At 48.0% G+C, this 16,867-nt stretch carries 13 protein-coding genes; 11 read left to right on the top strand and 2 right to left on the bottom strand.

Features of this window, described 5'->3' with window-relative positions:
• Positions 1-201: 201 nt before the first annotated feature.
• Together KJB05_RS01245 and KJB05_RS01240 are read left to right on the top strand one after the other, a co-directional pair.
• Complete coding sequence (locus tag KJB05_RS01245; protein ID WP_017190957.1) at positions 202-582, top strand: hypothetical protein; 381 nt, start codon at positions 202-204, stop codon at positions 580-582.
• 16 nt (positions 583-598) lie between these two features.
• A complete protein-coding gene (locus tag KJB05_RS01240) occupies positions 599-1,984 on the top strand; it encodes a class II fumarate hydratase (protein WP_208444904.1) in 1,386 nt (461 codons plus the stop codon).
• A gap of 55 nt (positions 1,985-2,039) precedes the next feature.
• Here KJB05_RS01240 and KJB05_RS01235 read toward each other — a convergent pair whose 3' ends face one another.
• Both KJB05_RS01235 and KJB05_RS01230 read right to left on the bottom strand, forming a co-directional pair.
• Positions 2,040-5,471, bottom strand: coding sequence for a PAS domain-containing hybrid sensor histidine kinase/response regulator (locus KJB05_RS01235; protein ID WP_009698905.1), 3,432 nt, complete (start codon positions 5,469-5,471; stop codon positions 2,040-2,042).
• Between the two features lie 143 nt (positions 5,472-5,614).
• Positions 5,615-6,805: a 3-phenylpropionate MFS transporter gene (locus KJB05_RS01230; protein ID WP_208444903.1), complete on the bottom strand. Its 1,191-nt coding sequence runs from the start codon at positions 6,803-6,805 to the stop codon at positions 5,615-5,617.
• Positions 6,806-7,046: 241 nt separating this feature from the next.
• On the opposite strand from KJB05_RS01230, the gene KJB05_RS01225 reads away from it, so the two are divergent.
• From KJB05_RS01225 to fis, 9 genes are all read left to right on the top strand, one after another.
• Positions 7,047-8,873: a DUF294 nucleotidyltransferase-like domain-containing protein gene (locus tag KJB05_RS01225; RefSeq protein ID WP_208444902.1), complete on the top strand. Its 1,827-nt coding sequence runs from the start codon at positions 7,047-7,049 to the stop codon at positions 8,871-8,873.
• A gap of 35 nt (positions 8,874-8,908) precedes the next feature.
• Complete coding sequence (locus tag KJB05_RS01220) at positions 8,909-9,541, top strand: 3'-5' exonuclease (protein ID WP_005440406.1); 633 nt, start codon at positions 8,909-8,911, stop codon at positions 9,539-9,541.
• Positions 9,542-9,759: 218 nt separating this feature from the next.
• Entirely contained in the window at positions 9,760-11,712 is a 1,953-nt protein-coding gene (gene acs / locus KJB05_RS01215; protein WP_208444901.1) for an acetate--CoA ligase, read from the top strand.
• Between the two features lie 307 nt (positions 11,713-12,019).
• Positions 12,020-12,469 (top strand): type II 3-dehydroquinate dehydratase, encoded by a 450-nt coding sequence (gene aroQ / locus KJB05_RS01210; protein WP_208444900.1) that lies wholly within the window; start codon positions 12,020-12,022, stop codon positions 12,467-12,469.
• 60 nt (positions 12,470-12,529) lie between these two features.
• Positions 12,530-12,994, top strand: coding sequence for an acetyl-CoA carboxylase biotin carboxyl carrier protein (gene accB, locus KJB05_RS01205; RefSeq protein WP_038896819.1), 465 nt, complete (start codon positions 12,530-12,532; stop codon positions 12,992-12,994).
• Positions 12,995-13,008: 14 nt separating this feature from the next.
• On the top strand, positions 13,009-14,352 hold the full coding sequence (accC, locus tag KJB05_RS01200; protein WP_005440401.1) for an acetyl-CoA carboxylase biotin carboxylase subunit: 1,344 nt from the start codon (positions 13,009-13,011) through the stop codon (positions 14,350-14,352).
• A 130-nt stretch (positions 14,353-14,482) separates the two neighbouring features.
• Positions 14,483-15,370: a 50S ribosomal protein L11 methyltransferase gene (gene prmA, locus KJB05_RS01195; protein WP_005440399.1), complete on the top strand. Its 888-nt coding sequence runs from the start codon at positions 14,483-14,485 to the stop codon at positions 15,368-15,370.
• A gap of 139 nt (positions 15,371-15,509) precedes the next feature.
• On the top strand, positions 15,510-16,478 hold the full coding sequence (gene dusB, locus KJB05_RS01190) for a tRNA dihydrouridine synthase DusB (RefSeq protein WP_032803127.1): 969 nt from the start codon (positions 15,510-15,512) through the stop codon (positions 16,476-16,478).
• A 23-nt stretch (positions 16,479-16,501) separates the two neighbouring features.
• Complete coding sequence (fis, locus tag KJB05_RS01185; protein WP_000462885.1) at positions 16,502-16,798, top strand: DNA-binding transcriptional regulator Fis; 297 nt, start codon at positions 16,502-16,504, stop codon at positions 16,796-16,798.
• The last annotated feature ends 69 nt before the right edge of the window (positions 16,799-16,867 follow it).

The raw sequence follows: 16,867 nt of genomic DNA, 5'->3' as shown, positions 1-16,867 counted from the left end.
AAGGCTTGAAGACGCATTTGAGCCGAGCTTATCTCGCGAAAGAATACCAAGCTTAATTGTAGGGATTGAGCTCTCCCACTTCAGCCGATACTGAGTCCGAGTATCGGCTTTTTTTGTTGTGTTATTTCCTCAAAAAAGCTGTGGTTGCTAATCGACAATTAATTGATAATAATTATCATTATCTTAAGTATCGAGGTAACTATGGACAGCAGCCAAGCCATCTACAACGCCTTTTTTAAAGCGCAAGACCGATTCCTTCATGTGTATGCGCCAAGCGGATTCGAACCCGATGTGATTCATGATTACATCCATTGGGGTATGGTGCTATCGTCCATCTACGATCACGATGCAGAGCACGAAAACCTGTTGCTGTGCGAGCTGTATTTGCGCCAAGTCTACTTCCATCTACTTGATGCCATTCAGGACCCTGCGCGCAGCCGCATCTTCCGCCGAGTCTGCCTCGATTCTATTCACACTCCGCTACTTTGTCTCAAACGTTACTACTACCAATTTGAGGATGGCGATGTGAAATTTCTCTCATTACAACAACAATTACGTCTGATACAGACGCCACTCGATTAAACAAAAGGAACCTACCATGACCACGGAATTCCGTATCGAAGCGGACAGCATGGGCGAAGTCAAAGTCCCTGCGAACGCTTTGTATCAAGCCCAAACTCAACGCGCTGTCGATAACTTTGCTTTCAGCAAACACACCATGCCGACAGGGTTTATTCAAGCACTCGCTCACATCAAACAAACCGCAGCGCTTACCAATGCTCAACTTGGCTTGCTAGAAGGTGATATTGCCAATGCCATCGCCGATGCCGCGCAAGCCATCATTGATGGTAAACACCTCGACCAATTCCCTATCGATGTATTCCAAACCGGCTCGGGCACCAGCTCCAACATGAATGCCAATGAAGTAATTGCAACATTGGCGTCTGAGCACTTAGGCGGAACAGTCAATCCAAATGATCACGTCAACATGGGTCAAAGCAGTAACGACGTAGTGCCTACTGCGATTCAAGTTAGCTCTGCAATTGCGATTGAAAAACAGCTACTGCCTGCACTGTCCCACCTAAGTGAAACACTAGAAACTAAGCAGCAAGCTCTGAAAGATGTAGTGAAAACAGGTCGCACGCACCTCATGGATGCAATGCCAATTACCTTCGCCCAAGAGCTTGGTGGTTGGCAGTTCCAAATCGAACACGCTAAACAAGCCATTGAGCAAACACTGCCAGTTGTGAAAGCGTTAGCCCAAGGCGGAACAGCGGTGGGGACAGGGATCAACGCCGATCCACGCTTCGCCGATCTTTTTGCCGATAACCTAACGCAATCAACGCGCATCGAGTTTGCTTCAAGCAAAAACTTCTTCTTCAATCTCAGCAGTCAGGATGCGATCGTTGCCCTATCAGGACAGCTCAAAACAGCAGCAGTTGCGATCATGAAGATCGCAAACGATCTTCGCTGGATGAACTCAGGTCCACTAGCCGGCTTAGGTGAAATCGAACTGCAAGGCTTACAACCGGGCTCTTCTATCATGCCGGGCAAAGTGAACCCTGTGATTCCAGAAGCAGCGGCCATGGCGTCGGCACAAGTGATTGGTAACGACGCGACCATTACCGTTGCCGGTCAATCGGGTAACTTCCAACTTAACGTGATGCTGCCAGTGATTGCTCACAATGTACTAGAAAGCATTGAACTACTGTCGAACAGCTCAGTTGCTTTAGCAGACAAAGCCATCGCGACGTTTGAAGTGCGCCAAGACAACCTTGATGTCGCACTGGCGAAGAACCCGATTCTGGTCACCGCACTTAACCCTGTGATTGGCTACCTAAAAGCAGCCGAAGTAGCGAAGAAAGCCTACAAACAAGGTCGCGCTATCATTGATGTTGCGGAAGAAGAAACGGACTTAGATCGCTCCACATTAGAAAGATTGCTCGATCCAGCCAAACTAACCCAAGGCGGCGTTGCAGAGTAAGCCACCGACCGATCACCCCCTTAAAGCAAAAGACCTCCAATCGGAGGTCTTTTTTCTAGGCGACTCGATTGAGCACCGAACGCAATTTCAAAGGTTTCACCGGTTTGGCGATAAAACTAAACCCATTGGCTTTAATGCCTTCCATCATGTCATCGGTTCGGTCGGCACTGATGATCACCCCTTCAAAGCGGTTACCCAGACGCAAGCGACATTGCTGCAACACTTCTAATCCAGTTCGACCATTGTCTAAACGATAATCGGAGAAAATCACATCCGGCAGCCAATCGTCTTCGATCGCTTTCAGACTCTCAACGATGTCGGTCGCAATGCGAATATCACAGCCCCAACGCGAGAGTAGATTTTCCATTCCGACCAGAATATCCGGCTCATTATCAACACACAGCACACGAATATGGCTCAAGTCAGATTGTGCACTCTTCACTGCTTTGACTGCCGGAATATGCACCTTCTCTGCTTTATCTAAGGTAATCGAGAACACGCTGCCTTGACCAAACCAAGAACGCATCGAGATTTCATGCCCCAGCACTTGAGCAATACCTTTCGAAATAGCCAAACCTAACCCTAAACCTTGGTCAGAACGAACTTGAGTACCGCGATTAAACTCTTCGAAGATCTCTTGTTGCTTCTCTTCTTCGATGCCCATGCCGTTGTCCCATACATCAATACGCACTCGCCCTTGTACGCGACGCACACCGAGCGCCACTTTGCCATTCGGGCTATATCGGAACGCATTGGTTAGGAAGTTCTGTACCACGCGGCGTAGCAATTTCGGGTCAGATTTCACCATCAAAGACGATGGGATCATGGTGAACTCAATGCCTTGTTGTTTCGCTAGTGCGCTGAATTCCGCATTCAAGTTAGCTAATACATCATTGACCGCAAAGCCATGCACATTGACGTCCAGCTTGCCCGATTCCAAACGCGAAATATCCAGCAAGTCGCCAATCAAATCTTCCGCCGCCCCTAATGCACTCTCAATGTGGGTCGACAGCTTTTGGGTTTCACTGTCTTTGGCAACTTCCGACAACGAAGAAGCAAACAGACGAGCGGCATTCAGCGGCTGCATCAAGTCATGGCTTACCGCGGCTAAGAAGCGCGACTTGGACTGTGACTCATGTTCAGAACGTTGGGTCGCTGCCACCAGCTGTTTGTTCAGTTGTTCCAACTCACGAGTACGAGCACGAACGCGCTCTTCTAGTGTCTCATTGGCGTCTTTCAGAGCTTGCTCTGCATCGCGGAACACGGTGATATCGGTAAAGCTCATAACGAAACCACCACCGGGCATTGGGTTACCTTGGACTTCAATTACACGACCATCAGGGCGCACACGGGAAGAGGTATGTCGCGTACCTTGTTCAAGGTGATAAACACGGCGACGAACGTGATCTTCAGGGTCACCCGGACCACATAAACCTTGCTCAGCATTATGACGAATCACATCCGCAATCGGACGCCCGACCTGAATCAAACCCGGCGGGAAAACAAACAACTCCAGATAACGTTGGTTCCACGCCACCAGCCTTAGTTGCTTGTCGACTACGGCGATGCCTTGACCAATGTGTTCAATCGCACCTTGCAGTAAACCACGGCTGAAATCGTACAGCTCTGATGCTTCATCAACGATGGTCGCTACTTCCTCAAGCTGCATGTTTCTGCCCTGCAAGGCAGAAGTAAGTACTAACTTAGCTGAAGAGGCACCAAACACACCTGCGAGTACACGTTCGGTGTGTCGAATTAAGGTTGAGGGGGCTTGTTGATTGGGAAGCAGCTCTTCGCGTTGCTGACTCCAATAGGTTTGGAAGGCGGATTTCACTCGCGTTCGTCCCACAAATCGTGACGCTAACATCTCCAGTTCACTGACCGTTACACGGCTCTGATACAAGCTGATGTTTTCACTCTCAGGCAACGGCGTACCAACGAATGACGCCGATTGTAAGCGTTCACTTATGCTTGGACGCGTAGCTAGTGATACCGCGACAAAACACGCGGTATTTGCCACCACGCTGAGGATCATGCCCCAGTCAGAAACAGCAATACCAAAGCCTGCCAATAAATCAGGCGGAGTGATCAACCAAATCAGCAAGTTGTTGCTTGCATCACCCGCCAGCATGTCGGTTTGGCTCATTAAAGTAATCAACCAAATGGTGAAACCCACCAGCAGACCGACATACACGCCTTTCTTGTTGCCCTGACGCCAGTACATACCGCCAAGCAGAGACGGAGCGAACTGGGTAATTGCTGCAAACGAGAGAAAACCTATCGCAGAGAGTGAGTGGATACTATCTAAAGCCTGATAAAAGCCCCATGCTCCAATCAAAAGAAGCAGAATAAGCCCGCGACGTATACGTAATAACAGCGTAGAGAAATGGTGATGATTACGCTTTGATAACTTCATCCGGCGCAGAATCAACGGCATCACCAAATCGTTAGATACCATGATCGCTAAGGCAATGGTCGAGACGATAACCATGCCGCTTGCCGCCGAAGTACCACCCAAAAATGCCAGCAACGCAATGTCATTCGCGCCCACCGCCATCGGCACGCTGATCACGTACGTATCGGCAGGGCTGCCACTCAACAGGCTTTGCCCTACCCATGCGATTGGCAGAACGAAAATGCCCATCAGAATCAGATACAACGGGAACAACCAACGCGCGACGTGTAAGTCTTGTGCGCGTTCATTCTCAACCACCATGGTATGGAACTGACGTGGTAAACAGACAATCGCCAGCATGGTCAGAATGGTATGAATCAGCAAGGTCGGAATGTTGGGTGATTCATAGGTTTCAGCGGCAATATCGGCAAGATGGAAGCTCTCGGTATCCATCGCGAGCCAAACAATAAACACACCCACCACTAAAAACGCCACCAACTTGAGCACTGATTCAAACGCAATCGCCATCATCATGCCGCGGTGATGTTCCGTGTTATCGATATGACGGGTGCCAAACAGCATGGTGAAGATCGCCATCGCCCCGACCACAAACCAAGATACGCTGTAGTTTTGATAACTGAGATCAGATGCCAAGTCCGGCGCGATGATCTCCAATCCCATGGTGATGCCGCGCAATTGCAAAGCGATATACGGAAGAATGCCTGCCACGGCGATTAAAGTGACAACTACCGCCAAGCCTTGTGATTTGCCATAGCGGGCAGCAATGAAATCGGCAATGGAGGTGATGTGCTCGCGCTTGGCAATCAAGATAAGCCGAGCGAGGACGCGCCAGCCGATGGTAAACACGATGATCGGCGCGATATAGATGGGCAGAAAGGACCAAGGATTGTTGCTCGCCTGTCCGACCGTGCCGTAGAAGGTCCACGACGTACAGTACACCGCAATCGACAAACTGTAGATCCATGGTCGCCAACGCGCTAACCATCTCTTTTGTTTGTCACCGTACCAAGCGATTAAAAACAGGATTCCCAAATACGCCAAAGAAACGGGAATCACTAGCCATCCTTGCATCCGATATCCTTTCTTACTTTTCTTGCCTTTCTTGCTGTTTTTAAAGCAAGGAATAAAAAAACCTCTCCATAAGGGAGAGGTTTCATTTAACACTGCTTTCACAACAGAGACAAAGGTTAGTTTTTAATCTCTGTCACAGAAGCTTAATTCTGTGCTTCGGGTGCATTGGCTGAGAGATCAACCACATGACTTTCATCATTTTGAGGCTCAACTTTGATAAACAGTGCAATGAAGCCCATCGCCGCCATCAACCAGAAGATATTCGCACCCCAGTGCTCGTAGCCCCAACCACTGATCACTGTCATCAACGCGATAAACGCACCCAGTGGAATTGCGTTATACAGTGCCTGCAATGCCACCATCTTGTTCTCGGCTGAGTTTTGGATGTATTGAATCGCAGCAATGTGCGCCATTGCAAACGTCACGCCGTGAAGCATTTGCACTACCACCAACGCCAAAATAGATGTCGTAGACGCAGTCATGCCCCAACGTAGCATCACACCACCAGCCGCAACCACAAACAGAGTGCGCAAAGACCAGCCAGCGAATAGACGCTTACTCAGAGCAAACACAGCAACTTCAGCGGCCACGCCCAAGCTCCACAAGTAGCCAATCACATCTTCTGAATGACCAGCGGCTTTCCAGTGAATTGCGCTAAAACCGTAGTACGCCGCATGACTACCTTGGATTAACGCCATTAATACAAGGAACTTCACGACTGGTTTATCCGTCAGCAACGCTGAGAGTTTTGGACGCTCAGAATGTTGACCTTCGCGTGTCACTGGCATTGGATTGGTGTTACGCATTGCAAACAAGAGCGAGATAAACACACCGACCATTGCCGTGTACAAAATCATGTCAGAGCCAAACTCTGCCACCAAGTAACCCACCACAGTCGAGCCTGCAATAAAGGCAACCGAGCCCCACAAACGGGTACGACCGTAATCGAGCATTTTCAAACGCGCGTAGTAGTTCGCCATCGCATCAGACAGAGGCACTACAGGACCACAACACAAGTTGAATAAAACAGTGGCAAGCGCCATTAACCAGAAGTTGCCGCCAGTGAAAAAGTGGAAACCAACAAATATAAGCGCAGCAAAACTCAACCAGCGCAATGCAGGCATAAGGTGTTCGACTTTATGCAAACGTGGGGTAAGTATCATGTTCGCCACACAGCGCGTCGCTAAACCTAGACCCACTAACAGACCAATATCTGTTGGAGAAACGTCCTGCTCTTTAAACCACAACGACCAAAATGGCAGATACACGCCATACGCAAAAAAGAATCCGAGAAAGTACTGGGAAATCCAGCCATACGGAGAGGGTTTCAACATCACTGACATCCTAAAAAACGACAAAAACTAACGACTTCCGCCACGTAAACGTTTGGGACGCGGAATTATGGATCGCAATGCGTAATAGAAAAAGGGAAGAATCGGCAACTTACCGTTTCCTCAATGGCACAGGGTCTCGAAATGCAAAATTAGATTGTGACGATTTAGACCAAAGTCGTCTGGCTTCAGCAGGGAAATTTGTCAGACTTAGAATGTGTTCCCACCAAATTTAGGTGCTCTCATGCCTGACAAATTTAATATGCAATCTCCACCGTTCGATCGCCTGACTGACGCACAGCAAAATCGACTGCGCTCGTCTCTTGATGTGGCGTACTACCGAACGCGAGATGTCATTTTAGCTTGTGGGCAAGACAACCCTCATCTGCACATACTGATTAAAGGCGCCGTGGAAGAGCGTTCAAAAGATCAAGACGAAGTGTTTGCTCACTACGCTAACGACGACATGTTTGATGTGCGCTCTTTGTTTGAAGAAAGCGTGCGCCATCAGTATGTGGCACTGGAAGATACCCTCTCGTACTTGCTGCCTAAAGAAGTGTTTGTTGAGCTGTATAACGAGAACGGACAGTTCGCTGCCTACTTCGATAACAACTTATCCAAACGCCAAGCCCTCATTGAAGCGGCTCAACAGCAGCAAAACCTCGCGGAATTCATTCTGACTAAAGTCGATAGCAGCATCTATCATCCACCGATGCTATTGGCGCCCGATATGCCAATTAATCAGGTCACTAAAACACTTAAAGACAATGGCATTGATGCCGCTTTGGTTCAGCTAAACCAAGATGACCCACGCCTAGAGCAATATCCATCGGCGCATCCCTACGCGATAGTGACGCGAACCAATATGCTCCATGCCGTAATGCTTGACGACCATCCACTCGATACACCAGTGAGTAAGATTGCGACCTTCCCTGTTTATCACGTCGATGATGGTGACTTCTTGTTTAACGCCATGATCACCATGACGCGCAATCGCATGAAGCGTCTAATGGTGTGCGAAGGCAATCAAGCGGTCGGTATGTTGGACATGACGCAAATCCTCAGTGCGTTTTCCACTCACTCACACGTACTAACACTCAGCATTGCGCGAGCAACCAGCGTGGAAGAGTTAGCCCTTGCTTCCAATCGACAGCGTCAGTTGGTAGACAGCTTGCTAACCAATGGCATCCGTACTCGCTTCATCATGGAGCTGATATCTGCTGTAAATGAACAAATCATCGAAAAAGCGTTTGAGCTTGTGGTGCCACCAGCACTGCACGATCACTGTTGTCTGATTGTGCTTGGCTCGGAAGGTCGTGGAGAGCAAATCCTCAAAACCGATCAAGATAACGCACTGATCATCCAAGATGGGCTGGAATGGGAACATTGCTCCGAAGTCATGCAAACCCTCACCCACACCTTACAGCAACTGGGCTATCCACTCTGCCCAGGCAAAGTCATGGTTAACAATCCGAAGTGGGTCCGAACGCAGCAAGACTGGATTAAAACGCTCGATGGTTGGATTGCTAAAGCGCAGCCTGAACAAATCATGGATTTAGCCATCTTCAGTGATGCTCATGCGGTCGCAGGCAATCGAGAGTTGCTCACGCCTGTCGCCGAGCACCTCAGAGATAGCATGAAAGATCGTATGTTGATTCTGTCCGATTTCACTCGACCTGCGCTGCAATTTTCCGTGCCTCTTACTCTGTTTGGTAACGTAAAAAGTGCCAAGGACGGTCTGGATATTAAGCGTGGTGGCATTTTCCCAATCGTGCATGGTATTCGCACCTTGGCATTGGAATACGCGATTGAAGAGAAGAACACCTTCGAACGTATCGAAGCACTGAGAAGCAAACGTATCTTAGAACCAGAAACCGCAGACAACCTCAATGAGGCGCTGAAGCTGTTCTTCAAGATCCGTTTGAATCAGCAATTGAGTAACCAAGAAACATTGAACAATATCGACATCAAACAGTTAGACAGGACAGAACGAGATCTGCTGCGCCACAGCTTACACGTGGTGAAGAAGTTTAAGCAGTTCTTAGGCTTCCATTATCAAATCCGTGATTAGAGTCTTTTAGGCAAATAAGACGAGAGGTAACAGGGATGAATTGGCTACAAAGGAAATACTGGCATTACAAGCTGAAAGGCTCACCTTATCAGCCACTGTTTTGTTCGCCGCAAAAAGGCGAATTTGTCTCTCTCGATTGCGAAACCACCAGCTTGGACCCAAATCGAGCCGAGCTGGTCACCATCGCTGCGACCAAAATCATCGACAATCGCATCATCACCAGCAAACCGTTCGAAGTTCGACTTCGCGCCCCGCAATCACTCGATTCAGGCTCAGTAAAAATTCACCATATCCGCCATCAAGATTTGGTGGATGGCATCAGCGAAAAAGAAGCGCTCATCAAGCTGCTCGACTTTATCGGCAATCGTCCTTTAGTCGGCTACCACATTCGCTACGACAAAAAGATCCTCGACCTCGCTTGTCTGAGGCATTTAGGCTTTCCACTGCCTAACCCGCTCATCGAAGTGAGCCAGATTTATCACGACAAGCTCGAACGTCATTTACCTAACGCCTACTTCGACTTAAGTCTTGATGCGATTTGTAAGCACCTCGAACTGCCGATTCAAGACAAACACGACGCCCTGCAAGACGCAAAATCCGCGGCTTTGGTGTATGTGCGCCTAACCAAAGGCGATTTACCAAACCTGAGCGTGCCTTATACCCAATAGGTTCAATACGCAGCTTTCGATCCACCTCCCACATTCGCTTTAAATTCAGCAATATCGCGGCGCATTCCTCACTCTCATCCTAAAGTCTAATTGTGGAAATACGCGCTGTGACTGACAGTTATATGCACAGCAACGTTCTTGATGAATCACAGACTAAAGAACGGAAACAGCCCTACAAAAGACGAAGGTCGAGAATTAAAGGCACAAGGAGAGAAGCCATGAGCGAAGCCCACGTTTATCCGGTAAAAGAAAATATTAAAAACCATACGCATGCGGATAATGACACTTACCTAGCCATGTATCAGCAGTCGGTAAGCGACCCTGAAGGCTTCTGGAGCGAACACGGTAAAGTTGTCGATTGGATTAAGCCATTCACTCAAGTTAAAAACACCTCTTTCGATACTGGTCACGTCGACATTCGTTGGTTCGAAGACGGCACGCTGAACGTATCTGCAAACTGTATTGACCGTCACCTTGCCGAGCGTGGCGATGAAGTCGCGATCATCTGGGAAGGCGATGATCCTGCCGACGACAAAACCCTCACATTCAATGAATTGCACAAAGAAGTGTGTAAGTTCTCTAACGCACTAAAAGAGCAAGGCGTACACAAAGGCGACGTGGTTTGTCTTTACATGCCAATGGTGCCAGAAGCGGCTATCGCAATGCTGGCATGTACGCGTATTGGTGCGGTTCATACCGTGGTATTTGGTGGTTTCTCACCAGAAGCCCTGTCCGGTCGTATCATCGACTCAGATGCAAAAATCGTTATCACCGCTGACGAAGGCGTTCGTGGTGGTCGCGCAGTACCACTGAAGAAAAACGTTGATGAAGCACTGACAAACCCAGAAGTAAAAACCATCGACAAAGTTGTCGTTCTAAAACGCACGGACGGCGACATTGATTGGCACGAGCACCGTGACGTTTGGTGGCACGAAGCAACGGCTGTCGTTTCTGACGTATGCCCACCAGAAGAGATGAAAGCGGAAGACCCTCTATTCATTCTTTACACTTCAGGCTCAACAGGTAAGCCAAAAGGCGTGCTGCACACCACAGGTGGTTACCTAGTGTACGCGACCATGACCTTCAAGTACGTGTTCGATTACCAAGAAGGTGAAACGTTCTGGTGTACGGCGGATGTGGGTTGGATTACAGGTCACACTTACTTAATTTACGGTCCACTGGCGAACGGTGCGAAAACCATTCTGTTCGAAGGTGTACCAAACTACCCAAGCACAGCTCGCATGAGTGAAGTGGTTGATAAGCATCAAGTAAACATTCTCTACACTGCACCAACAGCGATTCGTGCACTAATGGCAAAAGGTAACGAAGCGGTAGCAGGAACATCTCGTTCAAGCCTGCGTGTAATGGGCTCTGTAGGTGAACCTATCAACCCAGAAGCATGGGAGTGGTACTACAAGACCATCGGTAATGAAAACTCACCTATCGTTGATACTTGGTGGCAAACAGAGACAGGCGGTATCTTGATTGCACCGCTACCGGGGGCAACGGACCTGAAACCAGGCTCAGCCACTCGCCCATTCTTCGGCGTACAACCAGCGCTAGTGGACAACATGGGTAACATCATTGAAGAGACCGCAGCAGAAGGTAACTTGGTGATCCTTGATTCATGGCCAGGTCAGATGCGTACTGTTTACGGCGACCATGAGCGCTTTGAGCAAACCTACTTCTCTACCTTCAAAGGCATGTACTTCACCAGTGATGGCGCTCGTCGTGACGAAGACGGCTACTACTGGATTACAGGTCGTGTAGATGACGTGCTGAACGTTTCAGGTCACCGTATGGGTACCGCAGAGATTGAGTCAGCACTGGTTGCACACGATAAGATTGCGGAAGCAGCGATTGTCGGTATTCCTCATGACATCAAAGGTCAGGCAATTTACGCATACGTCACACTTAATGATGGCGAGTTCCCATCAGCCGAGCTTCACAAAGAGGTGAAAGACTGGGTACGTAAAGAGATTGGTCCAATCGCGACGCCAGACGTGCTGCACTGGACAGACTCTCTACCGAAAACTCGCTCTGGTAAGATCATGCGCCGCATCCTACGTAAGATTGCAACGGGTGATACCAGCAACCTAGGTGATACTTCAACACTGGCCGATCCAAGTGTTGTAGACAAGCTAATTGCAGAGAAAGCAGAACTGGCATAACACCCAGCCCCTGTTTTAAACGCTAGCCTTAAAAGCCACCATTGCATATGGTGGCTTTTTTGTGCGTGGACGCAAAATAAACCACAGAAAGCACGTGGCAATTATGTTGTTTTTGTTAACTTGGTTACAGAAACGGCGGGGGCTATTGGGAGATTAGACCAGTAAATTGCTGCTAATTGCTGTGAATTAGCTATAATCTTGGTCGATTTTTTAAAATTTGCTCGGTTTTAACAAAAAAATCGTGCTGAATTATCGTATATTTGGGAATATAAACGTTCCACTCACGATAAAGGAAGATAGCAACATAATGTCTGCAAAGTCACGGATTCTAGTTCTAAACGGACCAAATCTTAACCTATTAGGTCTGCGTGAACCGACACATTACGGTAACAACACCCTAGCACAGATTGTTGATGCATTGACTGAACAAGCTCACAACTCTGGGGTGGAACTTGAACACCTGCAATCGAATCGTGAGTACGAACTGATTGAAGCTATCCACGCTGCGTACGGCAAAGTGGACTTCATCATCATCAACCCAGCAGCTTTCACTCATACCAGTGTTGCGCTGCGTGATGCATTACTTGGCGTAGCCATCCCATTTATCGAAGTGCACCTATCGAACGTTCACGCACGTGAGCCGTTCCGTCATCACTCTTATCTGTCTGATAAAGCAGAAGGGGTGATTTGTGGCTTAGGCGCACAAGGTTATGAATTCGCTCTGTCTGCAGCAATCGCGAAAGTGCAGGCAAAGTAAACCAAACACTCTGCAGCCCTTTGGGGTTGTCTTAATCACAAGATAAAAGAGAAAGAAAAGATGGATATTCGTAAAATCAAGAAGCTAATCGAGTTAGTTGAAGAATCTGGCATTGCTGAGCTAGAAATCTCTGAAGGTGAAGAGTCAGTACGCATCAGCCGTAATGGCCCTGCATCTGCTCCAGCACCAGTTCATTACGCAGCGGCTCCAGTAGCAGCACCTGCGCCAGTAGCAGCTCCAGTAGCAGACGCACCAGCAATGGCAGCAGAAGCACCAGCAGCAGTTCCTGCAGGTCACCAAGTTCTTTCTCCAATGGTTGGTACTTTCTACCGCTCTCCAAGCCCAGATTCAAAGTCATTCGTTGAAGTTGGTCAGAGCGTAAACGCTGGCGACACTCTATGTATCGTTGAAGCAATGAAAATGATGAACCAAATCGAAGCGGACAAATCAGGTGTTGTAACTGCAATCCTAGTTGAAGACGGCCAGCCAGTTGAATTCGACCAACCACTAGTTGTAATCGAATAAGCGGGGCTCGCCTTATGCTAGATAAAGTAGTCATCGCGAACCGAGGTGAAATTGCACTTCGTATCCTTCGCGCTTGTAAAGAATTAGGCATTAAGACTGTGGCAGTGCACTCAACAGCTGACCGCGATCTTAAGCACGTACTGCTTGCAGACGAAACAGTATGTATCGGCCCTGCTCGTGGTATCGACAGCTACCTAAACATCCCTCGTATCATTTCTGCAGCAGAAGTGACGGGTGCAATTGCGATTCACCCGGGTTACGGCTTCCTATCTGAGAACGCAGACTTTGCTGAACAAGTAGAGCGCAGCGGTTTCATCTTCGTTGGTCCTAAAGCAGACACCATCCGCATGATGGGTGACAAAGTGTCAGCAATCAACGCAATGAAAAAAGCAGGTGTTCCTTGTGTACCAGGCTCTGACGGTCCACTAGATAACGACGAAGACAAAAACAAAGCTCACGCTAAGCGTATCGGCTACCCAGTAATCATCAAAGCCTCTGGTGGCGGCGGTGGTCGTGGTATGCGTGTTGTACGTTCTGAAGCGGAACTTGTTCAAGCTATCGCTATGACGCGTGCAGAAGCAAAAGCGGCATTCAACAACGACATGGTTTACATGGAGAAATTCCTAGAGAACCCTCGTCACGTTGAAGTTCAGGTAATTGCTGATGGCCAAGGCGGCGCTATCCACCTAGGTGAACGTGACTGTTCTATGCAGCGTCGTCACCAAAAGGTTGTTGAAGAAGCTCCAGCACCAGGTATCACAGAAGAAATGCGTAAGTACATCGGTGAACGTTGTACTCGTGCATGTCTAGAAATCGGTTACCGCGGCGCAGGCACGTTCGAATTCCTATACGAGAACGGTGAGTTCTACTTCATCGAAATGAACACTCGTATTCAGGTTGAGCACCCAGTAACAGAAATGGTTACTGGTGTTGACCTAATTAAAGAACAGCTACGCGTAGCAGCAGGTCAGCCACTGTCATTCACTCAGGATGACATCAAGATCCGCGGCCATGCGATTGAGTGTCGTATCAACGCAGAAGACCCAGAGCGCTTCCTACCTTCACCAGGTAAGATTGAACGCTTCCACGCGCCAGGCGGCATGGGTGTTCGTTGGGAATCTCACATTTACACAGGCTACACAGTACCACCTCATTACGATTCAATGATTGGTAAACTGATCACTTACGGTGAGAACCGTGATGTAGCGATTGCACGTATGAAGAACGCACTAGGCGAGATGATCATTGAAGGCATCAAGACTAACGTTACTCTACAAGAGTCAATCATGAATGATGAGAACTTCCAACACGGTGGTGCAAACATTCACTACCTAGAGAAGAAGCTAGGCCTACAATAAGCCTTTGCTAACCTCATAATAAATGCCCACATCTGTGGGCATTTTTGTTTTGTATAAAGTCTATACTCAAACAAATCGTAGAGTTCTGGTAAACTCTGCGCCACTTCATTCACTTTAAGAGCAAAAACAAATGCCTTGGATTCAAATCAAACTCAACGCGACCAATGAAAACGCTGAGCAAATCGGCGACATGCTAATGGAAGAGACTGGTGCGCTGTCTGTAACATTCCTAGACGCGCAGGATACGCCCGTATTCGAACCTCTACCAGGCGAGACTCGCTTATGGGGCGATACTGACATTCTGGCACTGTACGATGCAGAAGCAGATACAAACTTCATCATCACTCAAATCAAAGCAAGCGGCATGCTAGCGGACGATTTTGCTTACAAAGTAGAACAGCTAGAAGACAAAGACTGGGAACGCGAGTGGATGGAAAACTTCCACCCAATGAAGTTCGGCGAACGTCTATGGATTTGTCCAAGTTGGCGTGATGTTCCTGAACCAGACGCAGTTAACGTTATGCTTGATCCTGGTCTGGCTTTCGGTACGGGCACCCACCCTACGACAGCACTTTGTCTTGAATGGCTAGAGAGTTTAGATCTGTCTGGTAAAACGGTTATCGATTTTGGTTGTGGCTCAGGCATCCTTGCGATCGCAGCGATCAAACTAGGCGCAGGCAAAGTTATCGGGATCGACATTGATCCTCAAGCTCTTCAAGCTTCTCGCGATAACGCAGAGCGCAATGGTGTTGCTGACCAATTAGAAGTGTACCTTCCTCAAAACCAACCTGAAGGCCTAATCGCTGACGTGGTTGTTGCTAACATTCTTGCTGGTCCATTACGTGAACTTGCACCTATCATCAAAGGCTTGGTTAAACCAAATGGTGACCTAGCTATGTCTGGTGTTTTAGACACTCAAGCAGAAGACGTGGCGAACTATTACCGTGATGAGCTTCACATTGATCCAATCGCAGAGCAAAGCGAATGGTGTCGTATCTCCGGTCGTAAGCAAGGCTAGACAAGGTTTTCAGGGCTAATTGTTTGAATTTCATACAAATTACAAAAACAATTTGTAAATGCTCAAATATTAGTCTTTTCACGCAGTAAAAAAATGCGTAAAATGCGCGCCCTTGCTGGTACAGAACTGTGATGACGTTTTGAAAATCGGAAACTATCAACTTAAGAACAATCTAATCGTAGCCCCTATGGCTGGTGTAACGGATAGACCGTTTCGCGAGTTGTGTCTTCGCTATGGTGCGGGAATGGCCGTCAGTGAAATGATGTCTGCTAACCCGAAACTATGGGGAACGTCAAAGTCGAAACAGCGCATGGTACATGAGGGCGAATCGGGCATTCGCTCTGTACAGATTGCCGGTTCCGATCCACAGCTTATGGCCGATGCGGCTCAATTCAGTGTTGAAAACGGTGCGCAAATCATCGACATCAACATGGGCTGCCCAGCAAAGAAAGTGAATAAGAAGCTGGCGGGTTCTGCCCTGCTTCAGTACCCAGACATCATCAAAGAGATTTTGACTGCGGTAGTGGACGCGGTAGACGTTCCTGTAACGTTAAAAACCCGTACTGGCTGGAACACAGAAAATAAAAACTGTGTTCACATCGCTAAATTAGCCGAAGACTGCGGCATACAGGCTCTTGCACTGCATGGCAGAACAAAAGCGTGTATGTACAAAGGTGAGGCCGAATACGACAGCATTAAAGCGGTTAAACACGCTATATCCATTCCGGTTATCGCAAACGGTGATATCGATAGCCCGGAGAAAGCGAAGTTTGTACTGGAGTACACCGGTGCAGACGCTTTAATGATTGGACGCCCTGCCCAAGGTCGTCCTTGGATTTTCCAGGAAATCCATCACTATTTGGAAAACGGCACCACAATGGATGAGCTTCCAAGTGAGGAAGTGAAAACCATTATGCTTGGTCATGTTAACGCTCTGCATGATTTTTATGGAGAGTTCTTAGGTCCACGCATCGCGCGTAAGCACGTTGGTTGGTACCTAAAAGAGCATGAACAAGCGAGTGAGTTTCGCCGTACCTTCAATGCTATCGATGCAGCTGAGCTGCAGCTTGAGGCATTAGAGGGTTATTTTGATAACGTTGCATCATAATTAAGAGAAGAGCTAGACCGAATATGTTCGAACAAAATCTGACTTCAGAAGCATTAACAGTAACTACAGTAACGTCACAAGACCAGATTACTCAGAAGCCTTTACGTGACTCTGTTAAAGCGTCTCTTAAAAACTACCTAGCTCAACTAAACGGCCAGGAAGTAACTGAACTATACGAATTAGTTCTAGCTGAAGTTGAACAGCCACTATTAGATACCATCATGCAGTACACTCGCGGCAACCAAACTCGCGCAGCAACTATGATGGGCATCAACCGCGGTACTCTTCGCAAAAAACTTAAAAAGTACGGCATGAACTAATATCAGTTCATACAGTAATTTTGTAAAAAAGGCTTAGTCAGCAATGGCTAAGCCTTTTTTATTAGCTTC

The organism is Vibrio sp. B1ASS3 (genome assembly GCF_905175355.1).
GTDB classification, from domain to species: Bacteria; Pseudomonadota; Gammaproteobacteria; order Enterobacterales; family Vibrionaceae; genus Vibrio; species Vibrio owensii.
Note: the sequence above shows the minus strand (reverse complement) of the source record. Positions and strands in the feature narration are given on the sequence as shown.